The organism is Thiohalocapsa marina (assembly GCF_008632335.1).
GTDB lineage: Bacteria > Pseudomonadota > Gammaproteobacteria > Chromatiales > Chromatiaceae > Thiohalocapsa > Thiohalocapsa marina.
Genome location: NZ_VWXX01000017.1, coordinates 12,798 through 32,846 on the forward strand (window position 1 = coordinate 12,798; position 20,049 = coordinate 32,846).

General features: G+C 68.9%; 12 protein-coding genes. 10 read left to right on the forward strand and 2 right to left on the reverse strand.

Annotated elements, in window-relative coordinates; genetic code table 11:
* Positions 1–12: 12 nt before the first annotated feature.
* Together malQ and glgC are read right to left on the reverse strand one after the other, a co-directional pair.
* On the reverse strand, positions 13–1,518 hold the full coding sequence (malQ, locus tag F2Q65_RS11575; protein WP_150093536.1) for a 4-alpha-glucanotransferase: 1,506 nt from the start codon (positions 1,516–1,518) through the stop codon (positions 13–15).
* Positions 1,519–1,607: 89 nt separating this feature from the next.
* A complete protein-coding gene (glgC, locus tag F2Q65_RS11580) occupies positions 1,608–2,879 on the reverse strand; it encodes a glucose-1-phosphate adenylyltransferase (protein ID WP_150093538.1) in 1,272 nt (423 codons plus the stop codon).
* Positions 2,880–3,229: 350 nt separating this feature from the next.
* Between glgC and glgB the strand changes: the two genes are divergently transcribed.
* The 10 genes from glgB (at position 3,230) to F2Q65_RS11630 (ending at position 20,044) form a co-directional block, all read left to right on the forward strand.
* Positions 3,230–5,557, forward strand: coding sequence for a 1,4-alpha-glucan branching protein GlgB (glgB, locus tag F2Q65_RS11585; RefSeq protein WP_150093540.1), 2,328 nt, complete (start codon positions 3,230–3,232; stop codon positions 5,555–5,557).
* Positions 5,558–5,570: 13 nt separating this feature from the next.
* The gene (locus tag F2Q65_RS11590) at positions 5,571–6,497 is read left to right on the forward strand and encodes a LysR substrate-binding domain-containing protein (RefSeq protein ID WP_150093542.1); all 927 of its coding nucleotides are present in this window, start codon (positions 5,571–5,573) and stop codon (positions 6,495–6,497) included.
* Between the two features lie 9 nt (positions 6,498–6,506).
* On the forward strand, positions 6,507–8,804 hold the full coding sequence (gene rlmKL / locus F2Q65_RS11595) for a bifunctional 23S rRNA (guanine(2069)-N(7))-methyltransferase RlmK/23S rRNA (guanine(2445)-N(2))-methyltransferase RlmL (protein ID WP_150093544.1): 2,298 nt from the start codon (positions 6,507–6,509) through the stop codon (positions 8,802–8,804).
* Positions 8,805–8,921: 117 nt separating this feature from the next.
* Positions 8,922–10,388 (forward strand): CheR family methyltransferase, encoded by a 1,467-nt coding sequence (locus F2Q65_RS11600; protein WP_170265662.1) that lies wholly within the window; start codon positions 8,922–8,924, stop codon positions 10,386–10,388.
* Positions 10,373–11,416 carry a chemotaxis protein CheW gene (locus tag F2Q65_RS11605; RefSeq protein ID WP_150093548.1) on the forward strand — a complete coding sequence of 348 codons (1,044 nt, stop codon included), beginning with the start codon at positions 10,373–10,375 and terminating at the stop codon, positions 11,414–11,416. The genes F2Q65_RS11600 and F2Q65_RS11605 overlap by 16 nt, the downstream gene beginning before the upstream one ends.
* 47 nt (positions 11,417–11,463) lie before the next feature.
* Positions 11,464–12,915 (forward strand): methyl-accepting chemotaxis protein, encoded by a 1,452-nt coding sequence (locus F2Q65_RS11610; RefSeq protein ID WP_150093550.1) that lies wholly within the window; start codon positions 11,464–11,466, stop codon positions 12,913–12,915.
* Positions 12,912–15,047 carry a hybrid sensor histidine kinase/response regulator gene (locus F2Q65_RS11615; protein WP_150093551.1) on the forward strand — a complete coding sequence of 712 codons (2,136 nt, stop codon included), beginning with the start codon at positions 12,912–12,914 and terminating at the stop codon, positions 15,045–15,047. The genes F2Q65_RS11610 and F2Q65_RS11615 overlap by 4 nt, the downstream gene beginning before the upstream one ends.
* Before the next feature lie 12 nt (positions 15,048–15,059).
* The gene (locus F2Q65_RS11620; RefSeq protein WP_150093553.1) at positions 15,060–16,157 is read left to right on the forward strand and encodes a chemotaxis protein CheB; all 1,098 of its coding nucleotides are present in this window, start codon (positions 15,060–15,062) and stop codon (positions 16,155–16,157) included.
* A gap of 15 nt (positions 16,158–16,172) precedes the next feature.
* Positions 16,173–17,423: an HD domain-containing phosphohydrolase gene (locus F2Q65_RS11625; RefSeq protein ID WP_150093555.1), complete on the forward strand. Its 1,251-nt coding sequence runs from the start codon at positions 16,173–16,175 to the stop codon at positions 17,421–17,423.
* Complete coding sequence (locus F2Q65_RS11630) at positions 17,423–20,044, forward strand: ATP-binding protein (RefSeq protein ID WP_150093557.1); 2,622 nt, start codon at positions 17,423–17,425, stop codon at positions 20,042–20,044. The genes F2Q65_RS11625 and F2Q65_RS11630 overlap by 1 nt, the downstream gene beginning before the upstream one ends.
* Positions 20,045–20,049: the final 5 nt, after the last annotated feature.

A 20,049-nucleotide genomic window follows, 5' to 3' on the forward strand; every position in this document is an offset into this window, starting at 1 on the left:
GGCGGGCGGCGGCTAACCGGTGCGTCCATAGAGCGCAACCAGGTGACGCAGCCGCGTCGGCAGTTCGGGGTCCAGCTGCGCCCAGTCGAAGCGCCAGCGCCAGTTGCCCTCGGCCTTGCCGGGGACATTCATGCGATGCGTGCCGTCCAGCCCCAGCAGGTCCTGCATCGGCAGCACCGCCAGATTGGCCGACGAGCCCAGGGCGCACCGTACCAGCGGCCAGGGCATGGGCTCCTGCGGGTGTCCGAGGTAGTCGTCTAAATGGGCCCGCTCCGCCTCGCCCAGCGACTGGTACCAGCCAAGCGTGGTGTCGTTGTCGTGGGTGCCGGTGTAGACCACGGCGTCACGACCATGACGGAACGGCAGGTACGGGTTGTCGGCACCGCCGTCGAAGGCGAACTGCAGGATCTTCATGCCCGGCATGCGGTATTTGCGACGCAGCGCCGTGACCGCGTCGGTGATGACGCCCAGGTCTTCCGCCACCAGCGGCAGGCGGCCGAAGGCCTCCTCCAGGCGCTGGAACAGCGCATCACCGCCGGCGGGCACCCAGGTGCCGTTGATGGCCGTGGGCTCATCCGCCGGGATCTCCCAGTAGGCCTCGAAGCCGCGGAAGTGGTCGATGCGGATGATATCGAACAGCTGCAGTTGGGTGCGGATGCGGTCGATCCAGAAGCGATAGTCATTGGCCGCCAGGCGGTCCCAGCGGTACAGCGGGTTGCCCCAGCGCTGGCCGGTGTCGGAGAAGTAGTCCGGCGGCACCCCGGCGACCACCCGCGCGGTGCCGTCGGCATTGAGATCGAAGTCATGCGGATTGGCCCAGACCTCGGCGCTGTCGTGGGCGACGAAGATGGGCATGTCGCCGAACAGCAGGACACCGCGCTCGGCGGCATGGGCATGCAGCGCCTCCCATTGCCGAAAGAACACGAACTGCTCCCAGCGGATGTAGTCCAGCGCGCTGGCCAGCCGCTTACGCGCCTGGGACATGGCCCGGGATTCGCGGATCCGCAGACCCTTCGGCCAGTCCCACCAGGGCGCGTCGCGCTCCTCGCGCAGGGCCCGGTACAGGGCATAGTCATCCAGCCAGTAGCCCTGCTCGGCGATGAAGGCCTCCAGGGCGCTGTGATCGGCGTCGCCGGCCCTGCGGTGAAAGCCCTGGTGGGCCTCCGCCAGCGCCTGCAGTCGGGCCTGCGCGTGCACCTCCGCGCCTGCCGTGTCGGTGCCTGAACGGTCGCCGGACGCCGCATCGAGCCAGCCCGCCTGCACCAGCGGCTCCAGGCCGATCAGCAGTGGGCTGCCGGCGTGGGCGGAACTGCATTGGTAGGGGGAGTCGTTGGCCTGGGGTGGCCCCACCGGTAACATCTGCCAGACGCTGACGCCACAGTCGGCGAGGAAATTGACGAAATTGAACGCCTCCCAGCCCAGGTCGCCATTGGGGCCCGCCCCGGGCAGCGAGGTCAGGTGCAGCAGGACACCCGCGCGACGCCGGTCCAGCCTGTCATTGGGGTTGATGGGATCCATGAGCAATTTGCGAGCCTCGGGTCGTGGGTGTTACCTGAACCATGGGCGCTGTCGAAAACGCTGCGGACACGCGCCGGCCCGATGGCCGGTCAGCGTACGCGACCGACCTGCTGCCCCAGCATGTCGGGTGTGACCAGCGTGATGCCGGATGCCGTGACCCGGTAGCCCGCCGCCCGATCAGCGTCGGGATCATACCCGATCCGGGCGCCCTCCTCGAGCGTACACCAACGGTCGACGATGGCGCGGCGGACGCGGCAGTGGCGGCCGATCTGCACATTGGGCAGCAGTACGGAATCGGTCACCGAGGCATAGGAATTCACCCGCACGCTGGAGAACACCAGCGAGTGGCGGACCATCGCCCCGGACACGATGCAGCCGCCGGAGACCATGGAATCCACCGCCATGCCGCGGCGATCGTCCTCGTCGAACACGAACTTCGCCGGCGGCAGCTGTTCCTGGTAGGTCCAGATCGGCCAGCTGTTGTCATACAGATTGAGCGGCGGGGTGACGCCGATCAGTTCCAGATTGGCCTCCCAGAACGCGTCGAGGGTGCCGACGTCGCGCCAGTAGCTCTGCTCGCCGGTCAGGGGATCGCGAAACGGATAGGCCATGACGCGACTGCCCGCGACCAGCAACGGGATCAGATCCTTACCGAAGTCGTGGGCGGAGCCCTCGGTGTCGGCATCGCGCACCAGCGCGTCGAACAGCAGGTCGCGATTGAAGACGTAGATCCCCATGGACGCCAGCGCCAGGTCGTCGCGCCCCGGGATGGTCGGCGGTTGCGCCGGCTTCTCGACGAAGGCGCACACCCGCCCGGCAGCGTCCACGCGCATGACGCCGAAGTCCCGCGCCCGCGCCGCATCAACCTCGATACAGCCCACGGTCATGTCGGCGCCGCTTTCCACGTGGTGCGCGATCATTGCGCCGTAGTCCATCTTGTAGACGTGATCACCGGCCAGGACCAGGATGTAGGCCGGATCGTGATTGCTGATGATGTCCAGGTTCTGGAATACCGCATCCGCGGTGCCGGTGTACCAGGCGGTCTCGGTGACCCGCTGCTGGGCCGGCCACAATTCGACGAACTCGCCGAACTCACCGCGCAGGAAGCCCCAGCCCTTCTGGATGTGCAGGATGAGCGAGTGCGCCTTGTACTGCGTCAGCACGCCGATGCGCCGGATGCCGGAATTGACGCAGTTGGACAGCGGAAAGTCGACGATGCGGAACTTCCCGCCGAACGGCACCGCCGGCTTGGTGCGTCGCTGGGTGAGCTCGTGCAGGCGCGCGCCGCGACCGCCGGCCAGGATCAGGGCCAGGGTGTCACGGGTAAGACGACTGACGAACCGCGGGCTGGTCTCGGACATCTGTCACCTGCGTTGGTTCGGTCCGCATCCACGCGCAAAACCCGCCCCCGGCCGCCGGACAGTCCAAGGTTGCGGGTCGGGCTTGCCAGAATCACTCCATGGTATACTTTGGGCCTGTCGGCCAGTGGCGCCAGCTCCAGCCGGCCTCGCCGGTACACATCAGAAAACCCGGCGTTAGCATAACCATAACACGAGCACGCCCACTTTGCCGCCGTGGCCATGTGCCTGCAGATACTGGCCGCCCGTCCTGCGCCGCGCCGTTGCGGCAGCGCGCGCAGACGCGCCCGGCCCGACATCCGCCATCGATGCCGGCACCAAAGACTCATTCCAGCCACCGGACACTCCTGATCATGCAAACCGGACCCACGCCAACCGGACGCCCGCATCCCGCCACCCTCGAAGAGCCCCTGCAGCGCCTGATCGAGGCCCGGCATCACGCGCCGTTCGAGGTGCTCGGCCGCCACGAGACCACTACGGGTCGGGCCGTCGTGCGCGCCTTCCTGCCCGCCGCCGAGTCCGTGCGTATCCAGGGCACCGAGCATGCGCTGAAGCGCGTGCCGGGCACCGACCTGTTCGTCTGGGAGGGACCGGCGGAGGCCGTCCAGGGCCACTATCAGCTGGCCTGGGAGGACCGCCGGGGCGAGACGCATGTCCGGACCGACCCCTATACCTTCGCGCCACAGCTCGGCGATTTCGACCTGCATCTCTTCGGTGAGGGCCGGCATTGGCATGCCTACCGCTTCATGGGCGCCCATGAGCGCACCTTCGACGGCGTGCGCGGCTTTCATTTTGCGGTCTGGGCACCCAGCGCCAGCCGCGTCAGCGTGGTTGGCGACTTCAACGACTGGGACGGACGCACACACCCGATGCGCGTGCGCGGCAGCTCCGGCGTCTGGGAGCTGTTCATCCCCGAACTGGAGCCCGGCGCGTTCTACAAGTTCGAGCTGCGCGACCAGTCCGGCAACGTCCACGTCAAGATCGACCCCTACGCCAACGCCTACCAGCAGCGCCCGGACACCGCCGGCATCCTGCTCGCGCCCAGCGACTTCGCCTGGAACGACGCGTCCTGGATCAGCCGGCGGGAGCAGCAGAACTGGCAGCAGAGCCCGCTTTCAGTGTACGAGGTGCACCTGGGCTCCTGGCAGCGCGACGCCGACGGCGGCTTCCTCAACTACCGCGACCTGGCCCGGCGCCTGGCGGACTACTGCCTCGAACTCGGCTTCAGCCATGTGGAACTGCTGCCGATCACCGAACATCCGCTGGACGCCTCCTGGGGCTACCAGACCACCGGCTATTTCGCGCCCACGGCGCGCTTCGGCAGCCCGGACGACTTTCGCTGGTTCGTCGACCACCTGCACCAGCGCGGCATCGGCGTACTGCTGGACTGGGTGCCGGCGCACTTCCCCCGCGATGCCACCGCGCTGGCCCGCTACGACGGCACGGCGCTGTACGAACACGCCGACCCGCGCCAGGGCGAGCACAAGGACTGGGGCACCCTGATCTTCAACTATGGCCGGCGCGAGGTGAAGAACTTCCTGCTGTCCAGCGCGCTGTACTGGCTGAACGAATTCCACATCGACGGCCTGCGGGTGGATGCCGTCGCCTCCATGCTCTACCTGGACTATTCGCGCGCCGACGGCGAGTGGATCCCGAACAAGTACGGCGGCAACGAGAACCTGGACGCGGTGGATTTCCTGCGCCAGCTCAACACCGTGACCCACGAGCAACACCCCGGCACCCTGATGATCGCCGAGGAGTCCACCGCCTGGCCGCAGGTCTCGCGCCCCACCTACCTGGGCGGGCTGGGCTTCAGCATGAAATGGAACATGGGCTGGATGCACGACACCCTGGCCTACCTGGAAAAGGACCCGATCTACCGGCACTTCCATCACGACCTGCTGACCTTCGGCCTGCTGTACGCCTTCACCGAGAATTTCGTGCTGCCGTTCTCCCACGACGAGGTGGTGCACGGCAAGCGCTCCATGCTGGACAAGATGCCCGGCGACGCCTGGCAGAAGTTCGCCTCCCTGCGCCTGCTGTACAGCTTCATGTTCACCTATCCGGGCAAGAAGCTGTTGTTCCAGGGCTGCGAGTTCGCCCAGGGCCGGGAGTGGGACTTCGACGCCGACGCCGAGTGGGAGCTGCTGGAACGCGCGCAGCACCGGGGCGTGCAACAGATCGTCGCCGACCTGAACCAGCTGTACCGCAGGCTGCCGGCGCTGCACGAGGTGGACTTCGACAGCAGCGGCTTCGAATGGATCGACTGTCACGACAGCAGCCAGTCCGTGCTGAGCTACCTGCGCAAGTCAGCCGACGGCCGGGAAATCGTTGCCTGCGCCTTCAACTTCACGCCGGTGCCGCGGGAGAACTACCGCATCGGCGTGCCCCGGGCCGGCTTCTACCGCGAGGCGGTCAACTCCGACGCCGGCCTGTACGGCGGCAGCAATATCGGCAACCAGGGCGGCGTCCATTCCGAGCCCCTGGCCTGGATGGGCCGGCCCCATTCCATCCCCATGGCGCTACCGCCCCTGGCCGGGGTGATCATGGTGCTGGAGCCGGACACCGAGACCGCAGCCGGGAACAGGGCCGAAGCGGCAGACGGGACCGACGCCTCTGCAAGCCCCGCCGACAGCGCCTCGCCCGCCGGCAGCGACGCCCCCGAGGCCGGCGAGGGCTGACCGGAGCACCGCCGTGAACCTGCGCGACATCAAGTACATCCTGGCCGTGTCCGAGACGCGCCACTTCGGCCGCGCCGCCGAGCGCTGTTTCGTCAGCCAGCCCACGCTCAGCGGCCAGATCAAGAAGCTGGAAGACGAGCTGGGCGTGACCATCTTCGAGCGCACCAACCGCTCGGTGGAGGTCACCCCCATCGGCAGCAAGATCCTGGAACACGCCCGCCTGCTGATGGAACAGGCCGACGCCATCGAACAGGTCGCCCGGGCGCACCAGGATCCGCTGGCCGGCCCCCTGCGCATCGGCGCCATCCCCACCCTCAGCCCCTACCTGATGCCGCTGATCCTGCTGCCGCTGAAGCGCGACTACCCGCAGCTGAAGCTGGTGCTGTTCGAGGAGATCACCGACGCGCTGCTGACCCGGCTGGCGCGGCACGAGCTGGACGCCGCACTGCTGGCCACGCCAGTGTCGGATCCGGACCTGGCCATGACACCTCTGTTCGACGAGCCCTTCTGGCTGGCGCACCCCACCCAGCACCCGCTGAGCCGGAAGGATGCGATCACCGAGACGGACCTGGAAAGCATCGAGCTTTTGCTGCTGTCCGAAGGGCACTGTCTCACGCATCAGGTCATGGAGGTCTGCCATCTGGCGGACCGCCCGCGCGAGGGCGAGATGGCGGACCTGCGCGCCGCCAGCCTGGAGACCCTGCTGCAACTGGTGGGCGCCGGATTCGGCTGCACCCTGGTGCCGGCGCTGGCGATCCGCGGCGGCTGGATGAGCGACACCGGCATCATCGCCCGCCGGCTGGATCTGCCGGACACCTACCGCCGCGTGTCGCTGGTGTACCGGCGCAGCTTTCCGCGCCCCGAGGCCCTGCAGGCCTTCGCCCGCACCGTACGTGCCCAGTTGCCGGACAGCGTGCGGCCCATCGCCGACGCCGCCTGAGAGCAGCACGTGGAATTCTTCGCCACCTCCGCCCGTCATCTGGAAGGCCTGCTGGCAGAGGAACTGGGCCGGCTCGGCCTGGACACGGCCCGCGAGACCCGCGCCGGTGCCCGCTTCAGCGGCGGCCTGCGAGAGGCCTACACCGTCTGCCTGTGGTCGCGCCTGGCCAACCGGGTGCTGCTGCCGCTGGCCAGTTTCCCGGCCGCGGATCCGCAGGCCCTGTACGCCGGCGTGCAGGCCATCGACTGGGCCGAGCACCTGACGCCACGCCAGACGCTGGTGGTGCATGCCGACAGTGCCCGCTCCGGCATCACCCACGGCCATTTCGCCGCCCTCAAGGTCAAGGACGCCATCGTCGACCAGTTCCGCCAGCGCACCGGTGACCGGCCCAGCATCGACACCGAGCGGCCCGACATCGCGCTGCACTGCCACCTGTTTCGCGACCAGGCCACCCTGTCGCTAAATCTGTCCGGCGACTCGCTGCACCGCCGGGGCTACCGTCTGGAGGCCGGCGCGGCGCCGCTGAAGGAGACCCTGGCCGCCGCCCTGTTGCTGCGGGCGGACTGGCCGGAGATCGCCGCCGGCGGCGGCAGCCTGATCGATCCCCTGTGCGGCTCCGGCACCCTCCCCATCGAGGCCGCGCTGCTGGCTGCGGACATCGCCCCCGGCCTGCTGCGGCAGCAGTCCAGCGGCTACTGGGGGTTCAATGCCTGGCGCCAGCACGATGCCGCCCTCTGGGATGAACTGCTGCAGCAGGCCGGCGCGCGTCGCGATGCCGGCCTGCGCCGTCTGCGGCAGCATGGGATCCGTATCCAGGGCTTCGACCAGGATCCGCGGGTGATCCGCACCGCCCGCGACAATGCCGCGCGGGCCGGCCTGTCGGGCGTGGTCACCTTCGAGCAACGCGCACTCGCGGACTGCCGCCCGCCGGACCGGGGGCCACCGCCGGAACCGGTACCGGAATCGGCACCGGAACCGGCGCCACCCGGCCTGATCATCACCAACCCGCCCTACGGACTGCGCCTCGGCGCCGGCGATGCCCTGCCGCTGCTCTATGCGCAGCTCGGTGAGGTGCTGAAGCACCGCTTCGACGGCTGGCGCGCGGCGGTGCTTACCGGCGATGCGGACCTGGGCAAGCGCATGGGGCTGCGGGCCACACGCTTGCATGTCCTGTACAACGGCCCGGTGGAATGCCGGCTGCTGCACTTCGACATCCGGCCGACGGCCCATGTGTCCGACACGCCGCGCCCGCTACCGCCACGGGAGCGCGGCCCCGGCGCCGAGATGCTCGCCAACCGGCTGCGCAAGAACCAGAAGGCCCTGTCCCGCTGGCTGCGCGACCAGGGCATCTCCTGCTACCGGCTGTACGATGCCGATCTGCCGGAATACGCGTTGGCGCTGGATATCTACACCCTCGCCCCCGGCGCCCGCTCTGGGAAGGGTTCCGGCTTGGATGGCGACTCCGATTCCGGCTCCGGCAGCGGCCCACGACGCGTCGCCCACCTGCAGGAATACGCCCCCCCGGCCAGCATCGATGCCCGTGCCGCCCGACGCCGTCTGCGCGAGGCCATCGGCGTCATCGCCGAGGTCCTCGAACTGTCGGAACGGGACCTCTTCTTCAAGGTGCGGCAGAAACAGAAGGGCACCGACCAGTACCAGCGCCTGGCCGACCGCGGCCGCTTCCACCAGGTGCAGGAGGACGGCCTGCGCCTGCTGGTCAACTTCGAGGACTATCTGGACACCGGCCTGTTCCTGGACCACCGCGACACCCGGCGGCTGCTGCGACGGCTGGCCACCGGGCGCCACTTCCTGAATCTGTTCGGCTACACCGGCACCGCCAGCGTGCATGCCGCAAGCGGCGGGGCCCGCTCCACCTGCACCCTGGACATGTCACGCACCTATCTGGACTGGGCGCGGCGCAACCTGGCGCTGAACGGTTTCAGCGGCCGGGATCATCAGCTCATCCAGGCGGACTGCATCGAGTGGCTGCGCAATGCGCGGGCCTATCGCGGCCATTTCGGGCTGATCTTCCTGGATCCGCCTACCTTCTCCAGCTCGAAACGCATGCAGGGCACCTTCGACGTGCAGCGCGATCACGTCGAACTCATCCTGGGTGCCGCGGATCTGCTCGCGCCGGACGGTACCCTGATCTTCTCCAACAACCGGCGCCGCTTCCAGCTCGACAGCGCCGCGCTGGCGGGGCTGCAGGTGCAGGACATCAGCACGCAGACCATCCCCCGAGACTTCGCCCGCAACCCCCACATCCACCGCTGCTGGCGGATCACCCGGGAAACGGCAGCTCCTTGACCACACTTTCGGCCCCCGCTAGGCTCGGTGGTGGCGGCCGCAGTCACCGGACTGCCACACCGCCGGGAATCCATGTCCCCGGCACACCAGGCAGGCTCTGAAGGCGGACATCCCACAGTGGATCAAGCGGCTGACCCACTATCCGACTGCACCGCGGAGATCGTCCGACTCACCGGTCTACGCGTACAGTCCGGCAACCGCGCCCGGCTGGAGAGCCATGTACATGCCCGCCTGCAGCGGCTGGGGCTGCACCGCCCCGAAGAGCTGCTGCAACGCCTGCGACCCGGCAGCGACAGCGCTGCCGAGGAACGCCGTCTGCTCGCCGAACTGCTCACCACCGGCGAGACCTTCTTCATGCGCGATCGGGGCCAAATGCAGTTGCTGCAGGGGCACCTGCTGCCGCGGCTGATCGAGGAGCGCCGGGGCGAGCGCCGGCTCGCCATCTGGAGCAGCGCCTGCTCCACTGGCGAGGAGACCTATTCCCTCGCCATCCTGCTGCACGCGCTGTTGCCCGACCGGCACGACTGGGACCTGCGACTCATCGGCAGCGACGTCAACGCCAGCGCCCTGGAACGCGCGCGGGCCGGAGTCTATGGGGAATGGTCCCTGCGCGGTAGCGACGCGGCCTTTCGCCAGCGCCATTTCACCCGGCACGGCTGGCAGTGGCGGCTGCGGGAGCCGATCCGCCGCATGGCCCGCTTCACCCGCCAGGACTTGCTGCAGGCAGACCTTGTCGCTGCTGATCCGAATCTGAGTGGACTGGACCTGATCCTGTGCCGCAACTTTCTCATCTATCTGGCGCCGCCGGCCGTCGCGGCGGTGGTCGAGCGACTGACCGCCTGTCTGCGCGACGGTGGCCTGCTGCTGTTCGGCCATGCGGAACTGGGTGCCCACCGCCCCGCTGGCCTCCGGGCCGAGATGTATCCGCAGTCGGTGGTCTATCGCAAGGCGCCTCCGTTGCCGAGCCACCCTGCGAGCCTTGCGCCGAGCCCGTCTTCAGGCCGGTCTTCCGGCCCGCGTTCTGGCCGCTCTCCTGGCCAGTCTTCGAGCCGGCACCCGATGCATGCCCCCACCGGCACACGGGATCAGTCCCGCAGCCGGCCCGCATCGGCGGCGCCATCGCGCCTGCCGCCATCCGGACCTCTGCAACCGGTGTCCGGGCGCACCCGGACCGCACAGCCGCGGGAGCCGCTGCAGAGCGCCTGGGTCGATGCCAATGCCGGTCGCCATGCCCGGGCCCTGCAGACCTGCCGCCGGCTGGTGGAGCGCGAACCGACGCAGGCAGAGGCCCATCTGCTGATCGGGCTGGTAGCCCTGGAACTGGGGCGGAACCACGAGGCGCGCGCGGCCTTGCGCAAGGCCATCTACCTGGAGCCGGACAGCATCGCGGCTCATGTCCACCTGGAAGCCCTGCAGCGGCAGAGCGCGGAACCGCTGGCGGCGCGCCGGACCCGCGCCCGCCTCCGTCAGTTGCTATCACACCTGCCACCGGACAGCCCGGTGCCGCTCCTGGGCGACACCCGCGTGCTTGACCTGCAGGCCCGCCTGTCGCAGTTCGACGCCGAACCATGTCCCACCACCTGATCTTCGAACTGGACGGGGTCCGCTATGCCATTGCCGCCGACGCGGTGCGGACGCTGTTCTGGCTGCCGCAGCTCTCGCCCATGGAAGACGTGCCGGACTACTTTGCCGGCATGGTCAATCTGCACGGACGTGCCCTACCGGTGATCGATCTCGGCCGGCGCTTCGGCCATGCCGGGCGCACGTGGTCCCTGCATCAGGTGGTGGTGCTGCTGGAGATCGACGATCGCCGCTTCGGCCTGCTGGCCGATGCCGTGCATGACCTGGCGCCAATCGCCGAGGACGGCATCGAGCCCTACCCGGACCTGGGAGCCGCCCGGGGCGTCGGCAAGATTCCGGTCATCGCCGGGGCGGTGAAGCTCGACGACGCCGTGCTGATCCTGCTCGACCTGCGCACCCTGCTGACGGAGCTCAGCGCCTTTGCCGACCAGCCGCCAGACCTGCTACCAGACCTGCTACCGGACCTGCCACCGGCGCTGCCGCCGGCGCAGGAAGACGCACCCATCGGCTTCGGTCCGCTGGACGCGGAGGCCAGTGCACGCCTGCGCCAGCGCACGCATCGACTGGCGCAGCCCGAGGCCACGCCGCAGAGCGCCAGCGCGCTGTATGCACTGGTGCAGATCGGCGGCGAACGCTACGCCATCGAGATCGATCAGGTGCTCGAATGCGCCCATCTCGCCAACCTGACCCCCATCCCCTGCTGTCCCGACCTGATCCTCGGCTGCATCAACCTGCGCGGCGCCATCCTCACCGTGCTCGATCTGGCGCCGCTGGTCCAGGGCATCGCCCGCCAGGACTACCGTGCGGTGGTGGTGCTGCAGGTGGACGGTTGGCGCTTCGGACTGGCGGTGCACGAGATCGACGACATCCGGGCGGTCTCGCCACGGGCCCTGAGCCCCCTCGGGAGCGATGGCTCCGCGCAGCGACACTGCCGGCGGCTGCTGCATGACGAACAAGGCGTGGCCGGGGTACTGGATCTGCAGGGCATGCTGCGGCAGGGGCTGCTCGACGTCAACGACCCGACCGTCTGACACATCAAACACCTGCTTCTCCCGGAACACAGAAAGGCGCACGACACATGGCCAAGAAACTCAAGCTCTCCAGACGCATCGTGCTCGGCTACATGGTGCCCTGCATCGTCTTCACCATCGCGGTGGTGGCGATCTACCTGGAGGCGCTGAACCTGGAGCGGACCCAAGCGGAAATCGGGCGGGCGAGTGCCATTGTCGATCACGGCCTGAAACTGCAGCTGGATGCGCTGGAGCTGCAACGGGCCGCCCGCGGCATGCTGCTGGCGCCGGACGCCGCGCTGCAAGCGGCTTACGAGCAGAGCCGGCAACGGGCCGACGCCGAGCTGGGGGTGCTGCAGACGCTGGTCAAGGACGCGGCCCAGGGTGAGACCCTGCAGCAGATCGGCGAGCTGACCCGCACCATCGCAGAGACCACCCGGCGACAGATGGAACTGGTGCAGGCGGGGCAGGTGCAGGAGGCGCGGGATCTGTTCCAGCGCGGCCGCAGCGAGGAGATCTTCCAGTCCTTGAAGGACCTGCACCAGCAGTTCAACCAGCGCGAGCAGGAGATCCTGGCGACCCTGGAGGCCCGGGGCGCCGCGCAACTGGAGCACCTGATCCTCAGCGCCTGGTACGGCCTGGGCATCGCCCTGATGATCTCCATCGGCGCCGCGCTGGTGATCGCACGGCGGGTCACCGCGGACCTGAGTCAGCTGGTCGCCGTGGTCGCCTCGTCCTCCGCCGAGATCGCCGCCACCACCGAGCAGCACGAGGGCGCGATGACGCAGCAGGCCAGCGCCGTCACCGAGACCACCGCCACGGTGGAGGAGATGGTCAGCTCGGCGCGCATCAATGCAGAGCATGCGGAGTCCGCCACCGAGTCCGCCGGCCAGGTGCAGGGCACCACCAACGAGGGCCTCGCCCTGGTCACGCAGAACGAACACGACATGGGGGTGATGGAAGAGACCATGACGCGGATCGCCCAGCAGATCATCGGCCTGTCGGAGCAGGCCGGGCAGATCGGCGAGATCGCCCGGGTTGTCGGCGAGCTGGCGGCGGAGACCAACATGCTGGCGCTGAACGCCGCGGTGGAGGCGGCCCGGGCCGGCGAGCAGGGACGCGGCTTCGCCGTGGTGGCAAGCGAGATCCGCAAGCTCGCGGACCAGAGCAAGAAGTCCGTGGAGCGGGCCAACCAGATCGTCAGCGACATCCAGAATGCCACCAACGGCATCGTCATGGCCGTGGAAGAAGGCAGCAAGACCACCCATGCCACCGCCGAGAGTGCACGCCAGGCCAGCGACGCCTTCGAGAAGGTCAGCCAGCTGGCGGATGCGGTGCACCAGAATGCCCAGCAGGTGCTGCTCAACAGCAAGCAGCAGGCGGTGGCCCTGGCGCAGATCGACATCGCCATGAAGAACATCAGCAATGGTGCGCGGGAGATGTCCGCGGGTACGCTGCAGGTCCGCGAGGGCATGGCCCGGCTCTCGGGCGTGGCCGATGAACTCAGAGGGCTGTTGTGAGCCTGATCGAGGACAAGGATCTGCGCGACCTGTTCCGCGCCGAGAGCGCCGAGCACATCCAGCAGATCGAGTCCGGGCTCATCACCCTGGAGCGCAGCCCTGAAGACGAGGCCCTGCTGACAGAGGTCTTCCGCGAGGCGCACAGCCTCAAGGGGGCCGCACGCATGCTGGGCCTCAACGCCATCCAAGGCCTGGCGCACGGCCTCGAGAGCCTGCTGGACGATGCCCGTCAGGGCAAGGCGCGTATCACGGCCGACCTGGTGGCGCCCCAGCTGGCGCAGCTCGACGAGATCCGCCGTCTGGTGGCTCAGGCAGTGGGCGAGGTGCCGGAGACGGCACCAGAGGCACCGGAACCAGCCGCGCGGCCGGCGCCAGAACCCGCAGCAACATCGGCAGCGGCAGCGACACCCCCGGTCCGGTCGCCACCAGCCGCCGGCGTCGCCGATCTCCAGATCGACACCCTGCGGATCGATGCCGCCCGGCTCGACACCATGGTCCAGCTCGGCGGGGAGCTCATCGTCGCCAACGGACGCATCGCCTGCTGGCAGGCCGATCTGGAACGGCTGCTGCATGGCTGCGAGGCCCGCCTGCGCGCGCTGGCCGCCCTGCCCGCGGACGAGCGCACGCCCTGGGCGGACCTGTGCGCCGAGCTGCACGGCCTGCGTGGCCGCGTGGTGGCCGATGCGGCGCGGCTACACTCCGTCGCAGCCGCACTGGAGGGCGACATCCGCGACCTGCGCCTGCTGCCCATGTCCACACTGCTGGAGCTGTTCCCGCGGATGGTGCGTGACCTCGCCGCAGAGCTTGGCAAACAGGTCGCCTTCGAGGTGAAGGGAGGCTCGGTGGTGGCGGACAAGCGCGTCATCGAGGAGATGAAGCCGCCGCTGATGCACCTGCTGCGTAACGCCATCGACCACGGCATCGAATCACCGCAGGAGCGGCGGTGCGCCGGCAAGGCCGAGCAGGGCGTGATACGTGTCCACGTGACCCAGGATGCCGACGCCGTGCGCATCCGGCTCAGCGACGACGGCCGCGGACTGGACCCGGAGGCCATCCGCCGTCAGGCGCTGAAGCAGGGCCTGCTGTCGGCCGAGGCGCTGGACGGCCTGAGCATGGAACGGCTGCAGGCGCTGATCCTGCAGCCGGGCTTTTCCACCTCGAGCATGGTCACCGACATCTCCGGCCGGGGCGTCGGGCTGGACGTGGTGCGTACCGCCGTGGAGCGGCTGCGCGGCTCCCTGCGCATCGTTTCCACGCTCGGGCAGGGACTGACGCTGGAACTGCGGCTGCCGGTCTCGCTCACCGCGACCCGCGCCCTGTTGCTGCATGAGTGGGGCGTGACCTACGCGCTGCCGTTCGATGAGGTGCGCCTGGTGCGCCGGCTGCAGCCAACGGATCTGCACTGGGTCGAGGGCCGGCAATGCCTCTATCAGGGCGAGCACGCCGTCCCGGTGGAGCGCCTCGGGCGCCTGCTGCAGCGAGCGCCACCCGCCGATGCCGATACCGCGGAGAGGGGGCTGCAATGCGTGCTGCTGGAGGTCGGCGGCGAGACCTTCGCGCTGACGCTGGACGCGGTGTCCGAGACCGAGGAGATCGTGGTCAAGCCGCTAGCGCCGCCGCTGCGGCGGGTGCGCACGGTCGCGGGGCTCGCCATCCTGGGCTCCGGAGCGGTCTGCGTGGTGCTGAGCGCCTATGACCTGCTGCGCAGCCAGCAGCGACTGACCCGGCAGCGGCCGCCGGACGACAGCGACGACGGTGCCGCGGAGACGGCAAGGCGCGTATTGCTGGTGGAGGACAGCATCACCACCCGGCTGCAGGAGCGGCGCATCCTTGAGGCCGCCGGGTATCAGGTGGTGACCGCAGCAGACGGGCTCGATGCCTGGGGCAAGCTTTCGTCGCAGCGCTTCGACGCCGTGGTGTCGGACATCGAGATGCCGCGGATGTCGGGGCTGGAACTGACGGGCCGTATCCGTGGTGACCGCCGGCTGGCGGAACTGCCGGTGATCCTGGTGACCTCGCTGGCCAAGGAGCAGGATCGCCGCCGGGGTCTGGAACTGGGCGCGGACGCCTACATCAGCAAGCCGGAGTTCGAGCAGGACCTGTTGCTGGATTGCCTGGCACGGTTCATCTGATCATCCACCGCCATGGCCACGCAAGCACCCCCGAACCCCGACCCGCCAACCCGACCGATCCGGGTCATGCTGGTGGATGACTCCGCCACCGAGCTCTACCTGCTGGAGCGGCTGATCGCAAGCGCCGCGGACCTGACCCTGGTCGGCACCGCCCGCGACGGCCGCGAGGCCCTGGCGCTGTTGCCGGTGCTGCAGCCGGAGGTGGTCTGCACCGATTACCACATGCCGGTGATGGACGGGCTGGAACTCATCGTGCGGGCCATGGACGCGCATCCCTGCGCCTTCCTGGTGCTGAGCGCCGCCGTGCAGGCGGACCAGAAGGACACCATCTTCAAGATGCTGGCGGCAGGCGCCGTCGATGTCATCGCCAAGCCCCAGGGACACACCGGCGGGCTCAGCCCGCTGGAGGCACGTGCGCTGCTCGAACGCATCCGCAGCATCGGCGGCGCCCAGCGGGCCCGGCCACGCAAGGCCGCGCGGGCACTGCCGCCGATAACGCGCGACAGCGGCCGTGCCAGACCCGGTCAGATCGCGCTGGTGGCGGTGGGCGCCTCCACCGGCGGTCCGCAGGCCCTGAGCGGCCTGCTGGCGCCATTGCCGCGCACCTTTGCGGCGCCCATCGTCTGCGTCCAGCACATCAGCCCGGGCTTTCTGGAAGGCCTGGTGCGCTGGCTGCAGTCCCATTGCAGGCTGAAGCTCGGCCTCGCCGAATCCGGACAGCGCCCCGAGCCGGGCCAGGTCTACTTTGCCCCCGACGGCTATCATCTGACCATCAACCCCGATGGACGCCTGGGCTTTGCCCCCTGCGTCGACGGCGACCTGCACTGCCCGCGGGTGGACCGGTTGCTGCAGTCGGTGGCCTCGGTGCATGGGGCGCGGGGGCTGGGCATCCTGCTCAGCGGCATGGGGCGCGACGGCGCCGTCGGCCTGAAGCGCATGCGCGACGCCGGGTCGCCGACCATCGTGCAGGACGAGGCGACCAGCGTGATCTACGGCATGCCGCGGGCGGCGGTGGACCTGGGGGCAGCCGAACATGTGTTGCCGGTGGACGCGATTGCGCCCATGCTGCTGCGGCTGGTCAACCGGAGTCCTGCGACCCGATCACTGTGAGATGAGAAGCACATCATGAACCAAGACGGGGCATATGTCCTGGTGGTGGAGGACAGCAGCATCCAGGCCGAGATGCTGCGTCGCATCCTGGTCGACGACGGCCATCAGGTCACCCTGGCCCACGATGGCCGCGAGGGTCTGCAGATGGCCCGCGCCGAGCGCCCGGACCTGATCATCAGCGACATCACCATGCCGGTGATGGACGGCTTCGCGCTCTGTCGCGCGATCCGCGACGATGCGGCTCTGTGCCAGACCCCGGTGATCCTGCTAACCGCCATGAGCGATGTGCGCGACATCCTGCGTGGCCTGAACGCCGGCGCCGACACCTATCTGACCAAGCCCTACGACCGGGACGCCCTGCGGGGCCGGGTGCGCTCGGCACTGGACCGCAGCGCGCCGCGGGCCGCCGGGCCGGCGCTGGATCTCACGGCCTGGATCGGCGACGAGGCGTTCGAGGTGCGCGCCGGCGCCCAGCAGATCCTGGACCTGCTGCTGTCGACCTACTGCAACGCCATGGAGCAGAACCGGCTGTTGCAGTCGACCCAGGACCAGCTGACCCTGCTCAACAGTCAGTTGCAGGCGGAGGTGGAGCGCAAGTCCGCGGCGTTGCTGGAGCACGAGCGCAAGCTCGGCGCCGAGCGGGAGAAACTGCTGCGCAAGGAGGCGGACCATTTTCGGCGACTGCACAACACGCTGATCGAATCCGTCACCGCCCTCGCATCGACGGTGGAGCGGCGCGACCCCTACACCTCGGGCCATCAGCAACGGGTCGCCACGCTGGCGGTACTCATCGGCAAGGAGCTGGCCCTGTCAGAGTTTGAGCTGGAGGGCCTGCAACTCGCCGGCGTGGTGCACGATGTGGGCAAGATCCGGATTCCGGCGGAGATCCTGGCCAAGCCGGGCCGGCTGGACGAATTCGAATACGGCTTCATCAAGACCCATGCCCAGGTGGGCTACGAGATCCTGAAGAACATCAATTTCCCCTGGCCCATCGCCGAAATCGTCGGCCAGCACCACGAACGCCTGGACGGCTCCGGCTATCCCAAGGGCCTGCGCGGCGACGACATCCTGCTGCAGGCGCGCATCCTGGCCGTGGCGGACGTGGTGGAATCCATGTCCACCACGCGGCCCTACCGCAGGGCACTGGGGGTGGAGGTCGCCATCGAGGAGATCCAGCGCGGCGCCGGCGTGAAATTTGACCCCGAGGTGGTCGCCGCCTTCCTGCGCATCCATCAGAACGGGCTCTGGGCGCCCGAGGTGGCCTGATGCCCGGCCCACTGCGCGGCCGCCATGGCATTGCCCTGGCGCAGGCCGTCGGCCTGACGCTGCTGGCGGTGGGTCTGAATCTGCTGCCTATCACCATCTTCTTCGACATCCAGCTGCTGCTGGGCGGCAGCCTGGCGGTCTTTGCGCTGCTGCGCCTGGGCTGGTGGGGCCTGCCGGTGGGCATTGGCGCCGCGCTGGTGACCTGGCAGCTGTGGGGACATCCCTGGGCGGCGCTCAACATCGCCTTGGAGCTGATCTGGCTGAAGCTGTTCCTGGACCATTTCAACGGCGGTGCCGGTCGACGGGACAACGGCCGCGTCGTGCTGGCGGACCTGGGGTACTGGGTGCTGTTCGGCTGTGCCTTCGAGACCCTGCTCTACGTGGCCTTTCTCGGCGCGGATCCCGCCAATGCCTGGTTTGTCGCCACCAAGCAGGGGGTCAACGGCGTCCTCAACGCCCTGCTCGGCTTCATGCTCTACCTGCTGAGCCGGCTGTGGGACACGTGCCGGTCCGACACCGCGGGCAGGGCCGGGCTCGCCGCCGGTCCGGAGCCGCTGCCAGGGCCGCTGCCGGAGCCCCGGCTGGCGCGCCTGCCGGAACAGGCAGCGGAGCAAGCGCCCCGGGGTATCGCCATTCGCGGCGCGGGCTTCGGCCTGGTGCTGATGTCCATGGTGCTGCCCGGCATCCTGATCATCGACGGCCTCTCCAGCCGGCTCAACACGGCCATGCTGGAAGCCCTGCGCACCGAGATGGATGAGATCGGCACCGCTGTCGCCACCCTGGCGCGCAACGGCCCGGAAAAGACCCTGTCGGTGTTCTCCGGCAACGGCCATTCCATGGACTTCGAGGTGCGCCGGGGGAACGGCCCGGTGTTCAGCTCCGATCCGGCCCTGTTCGGCCGACTGGCCAGGGGCTATGTCCCCCGTGTGCCCAGCCCCACCGGCATACCGGGGCTGGAACTGCATGTGAAGCGGGTCCAGGGCGCGATGCTGGAACTGTCCCTCGGCGGGTACTGGGTGTACGAATTCACGCTGCCGCCCGCCGCCGGCGAGCCGGCGATACAGGGTCGGCCCGTCGCCCGCGCGCCCGCGCCACAGGTTCGGGTAGTCAAGCCCGCCCGCGAGTTCATCACCGCCATCAATGACCACATGGTCGCCTCGCTGAACCTGCTCGCCCTGCTGCTGCTATTCGGCGCCCTGGCCAGCGAACTCATCGGCGGGCTGCTGGAGGGACAGTTCCGCAGGGTGATGGCCCCGCTGGTGCAATCGCCCCGATCACCCCGGGCGCGCCCCCTGGAGCCGGGCGCCGGCGTTGACGCCAGCACGGACATCGCACCTGACGTCGATCCGGATGTCGATCCAGATCGGGCCATGCCCGATCTGGCCGGTTCCAGCCTGCGGGAGCTCAATGCCCTGGTGGACATCGTCAACGCGCGCAGCCACAAGGTGAGCCAGCTCACTCACTCCCTACGTGTCGCCAGCCAGGCCAAGAGCGCCTTTCTGGCCAACATGAGCCACGAGATCCGCACGCCCATGACCGGCATCATCGGCATGGCACAGCTGGCCCTGGGCAGCGGGCTGAATCCGGAACAGCACGCCTATGTGCAGAAGATCCTGACCTCCGGCAACTCCCTGCTGGGCATCCTCAACGACATCCTGGATCTGTCCAAGATCGAGGCGGGCAAACTGCGCATCGACCGGGCGCCCTTCGATCTGCACCGTCTGATCGAGAACGTGGTCCAGTTGCTGGATGTGGCGGCGCAGGAGAAAGGGCTTGCGCTGGTGGTGGACTGCCCGGCGTCGCTGGGTCCGGAGTTCCTCGGCGACGGCCTGCGCATCACCCAGGTGCTGACCAATCTGCTGGGCAACGCCGTCAAGTTCACCAGCGCCGGCGAGGTGCGTCTGCGCGTGCGCCCAGCCGGCTCCGGACCCAACCGCTTGCGTTTCGAGATCCACGATACCGGCATCGGCATGAGCGCCGAGGAGCAGGCGCGGCTGTTCGAGGCGTTTTCCCAGGCGGATGCCAGCATCACGCGGCGCTATGGCGGCACCGGCCTGGGGCTGGCCATCAGCCAGCACTTGGTGGAACTGATGGGCGGCAGCATCGAGGTTGCCAGCGTCGCCGGCGAGGGCAGTTGCTTCAGCTTCGAGATCGACGCCATGGCGTGCTCAACAGCCGATGCACGTCAGGCCACACCCGAGGCGGATGTGCAGCCGCCCGCGTCCCTGGCCGGCGACATCCTGCCGGCGGACTGCGCCGGCCGTCGGCTGCTGCTGGTGGAGGACACGCCCATCAACCGCGAGATCGTCATCGGTTTCCTGCAGGGCAGCGGGCTGGCCATAGAGACCGCCGAGAACGGCCAGCAGGCGGTGGAGAAGGCCCAGGCATCGGACTTCGACCTGATCCTGATGGACGTGCAGATGCCGGTGATGGACGGCTACGAGGCAACACGGCGCATCCGGCGCACCCACCCGGACGTGCCCATCGTCGCCCTGACCGCCAACGCCTTCCCGGAGGATGTCGCCCGATCCCGGGCCGCCGGGATGAACACCCATCTCAGCAAGCCCATCTCCGCCCGGCAGCTGTTGTCGGTACTGGCCAGCTACCTGAGGAAGCGCTGATTTAT

What these genes read in the sequence shown, in the direction of transcription:
- malQ (WP_150093536.1), bottom strand. Translation starts at nt 1,518, where the DNA reads ATGGATCCCATCAACCCCAATGACAGGCTGGACCGGCGTCGCGCGGGT.
- glgC (WP_150093538.1), bottom strand. Translation starts at nt 2,879, where the DNA reads ATGTCCGAGACCAGCCCGCGGTTCGTCAGTCGTCTTACCCGTGACACC.
- glgB (WP_150093540.1), top strand. Translation starts at nt 3,230, where the DNA reads ATGCAAACCGGACCCACGCCAACCGGACGCCCGCATCCCGCCACCCTC.
- F2Q65_RS11605 (WP_150093548.1), top strand. Translation starts at nt 10,373, where the DNA reads ATGTCCCACCACCTGATCTTCGAACTGGACGGGGTCCGCTATGCCATT.
- F2Q65_RS11610 (WP_150093550.1), top strand. Translation starts at nt 11,464, where the DNA reads ATGGCCAAGAAACTCAAGCTCTCCAGACGCATCGTGCTCGGCTACATG.
- F2Q65_RS11620 (WP_150093553.1), top strand. Translation starts at nt 15,060, where the DNA reads ATGGCCACGCAAGCACCCCCGAACCCCGACCCGCCAACCCGACCGATC.
- F2Q65_RS11625 (WP_150093555.1), top strand. Translation starts at nt 16,173, where the DNA reads ATGAACCAAGACGGGGCATATGTCCTGGTGGTGGAGGACAGCAGCATC.
- F2Q65_RS11630 (WP_150093557.1), top strand. Translation starts at nt 17,423, where the DNA reads ATGCCCGGCCCACTGCGCGGCCGCCATGGCATTGCCCTGGCGCAGGCC.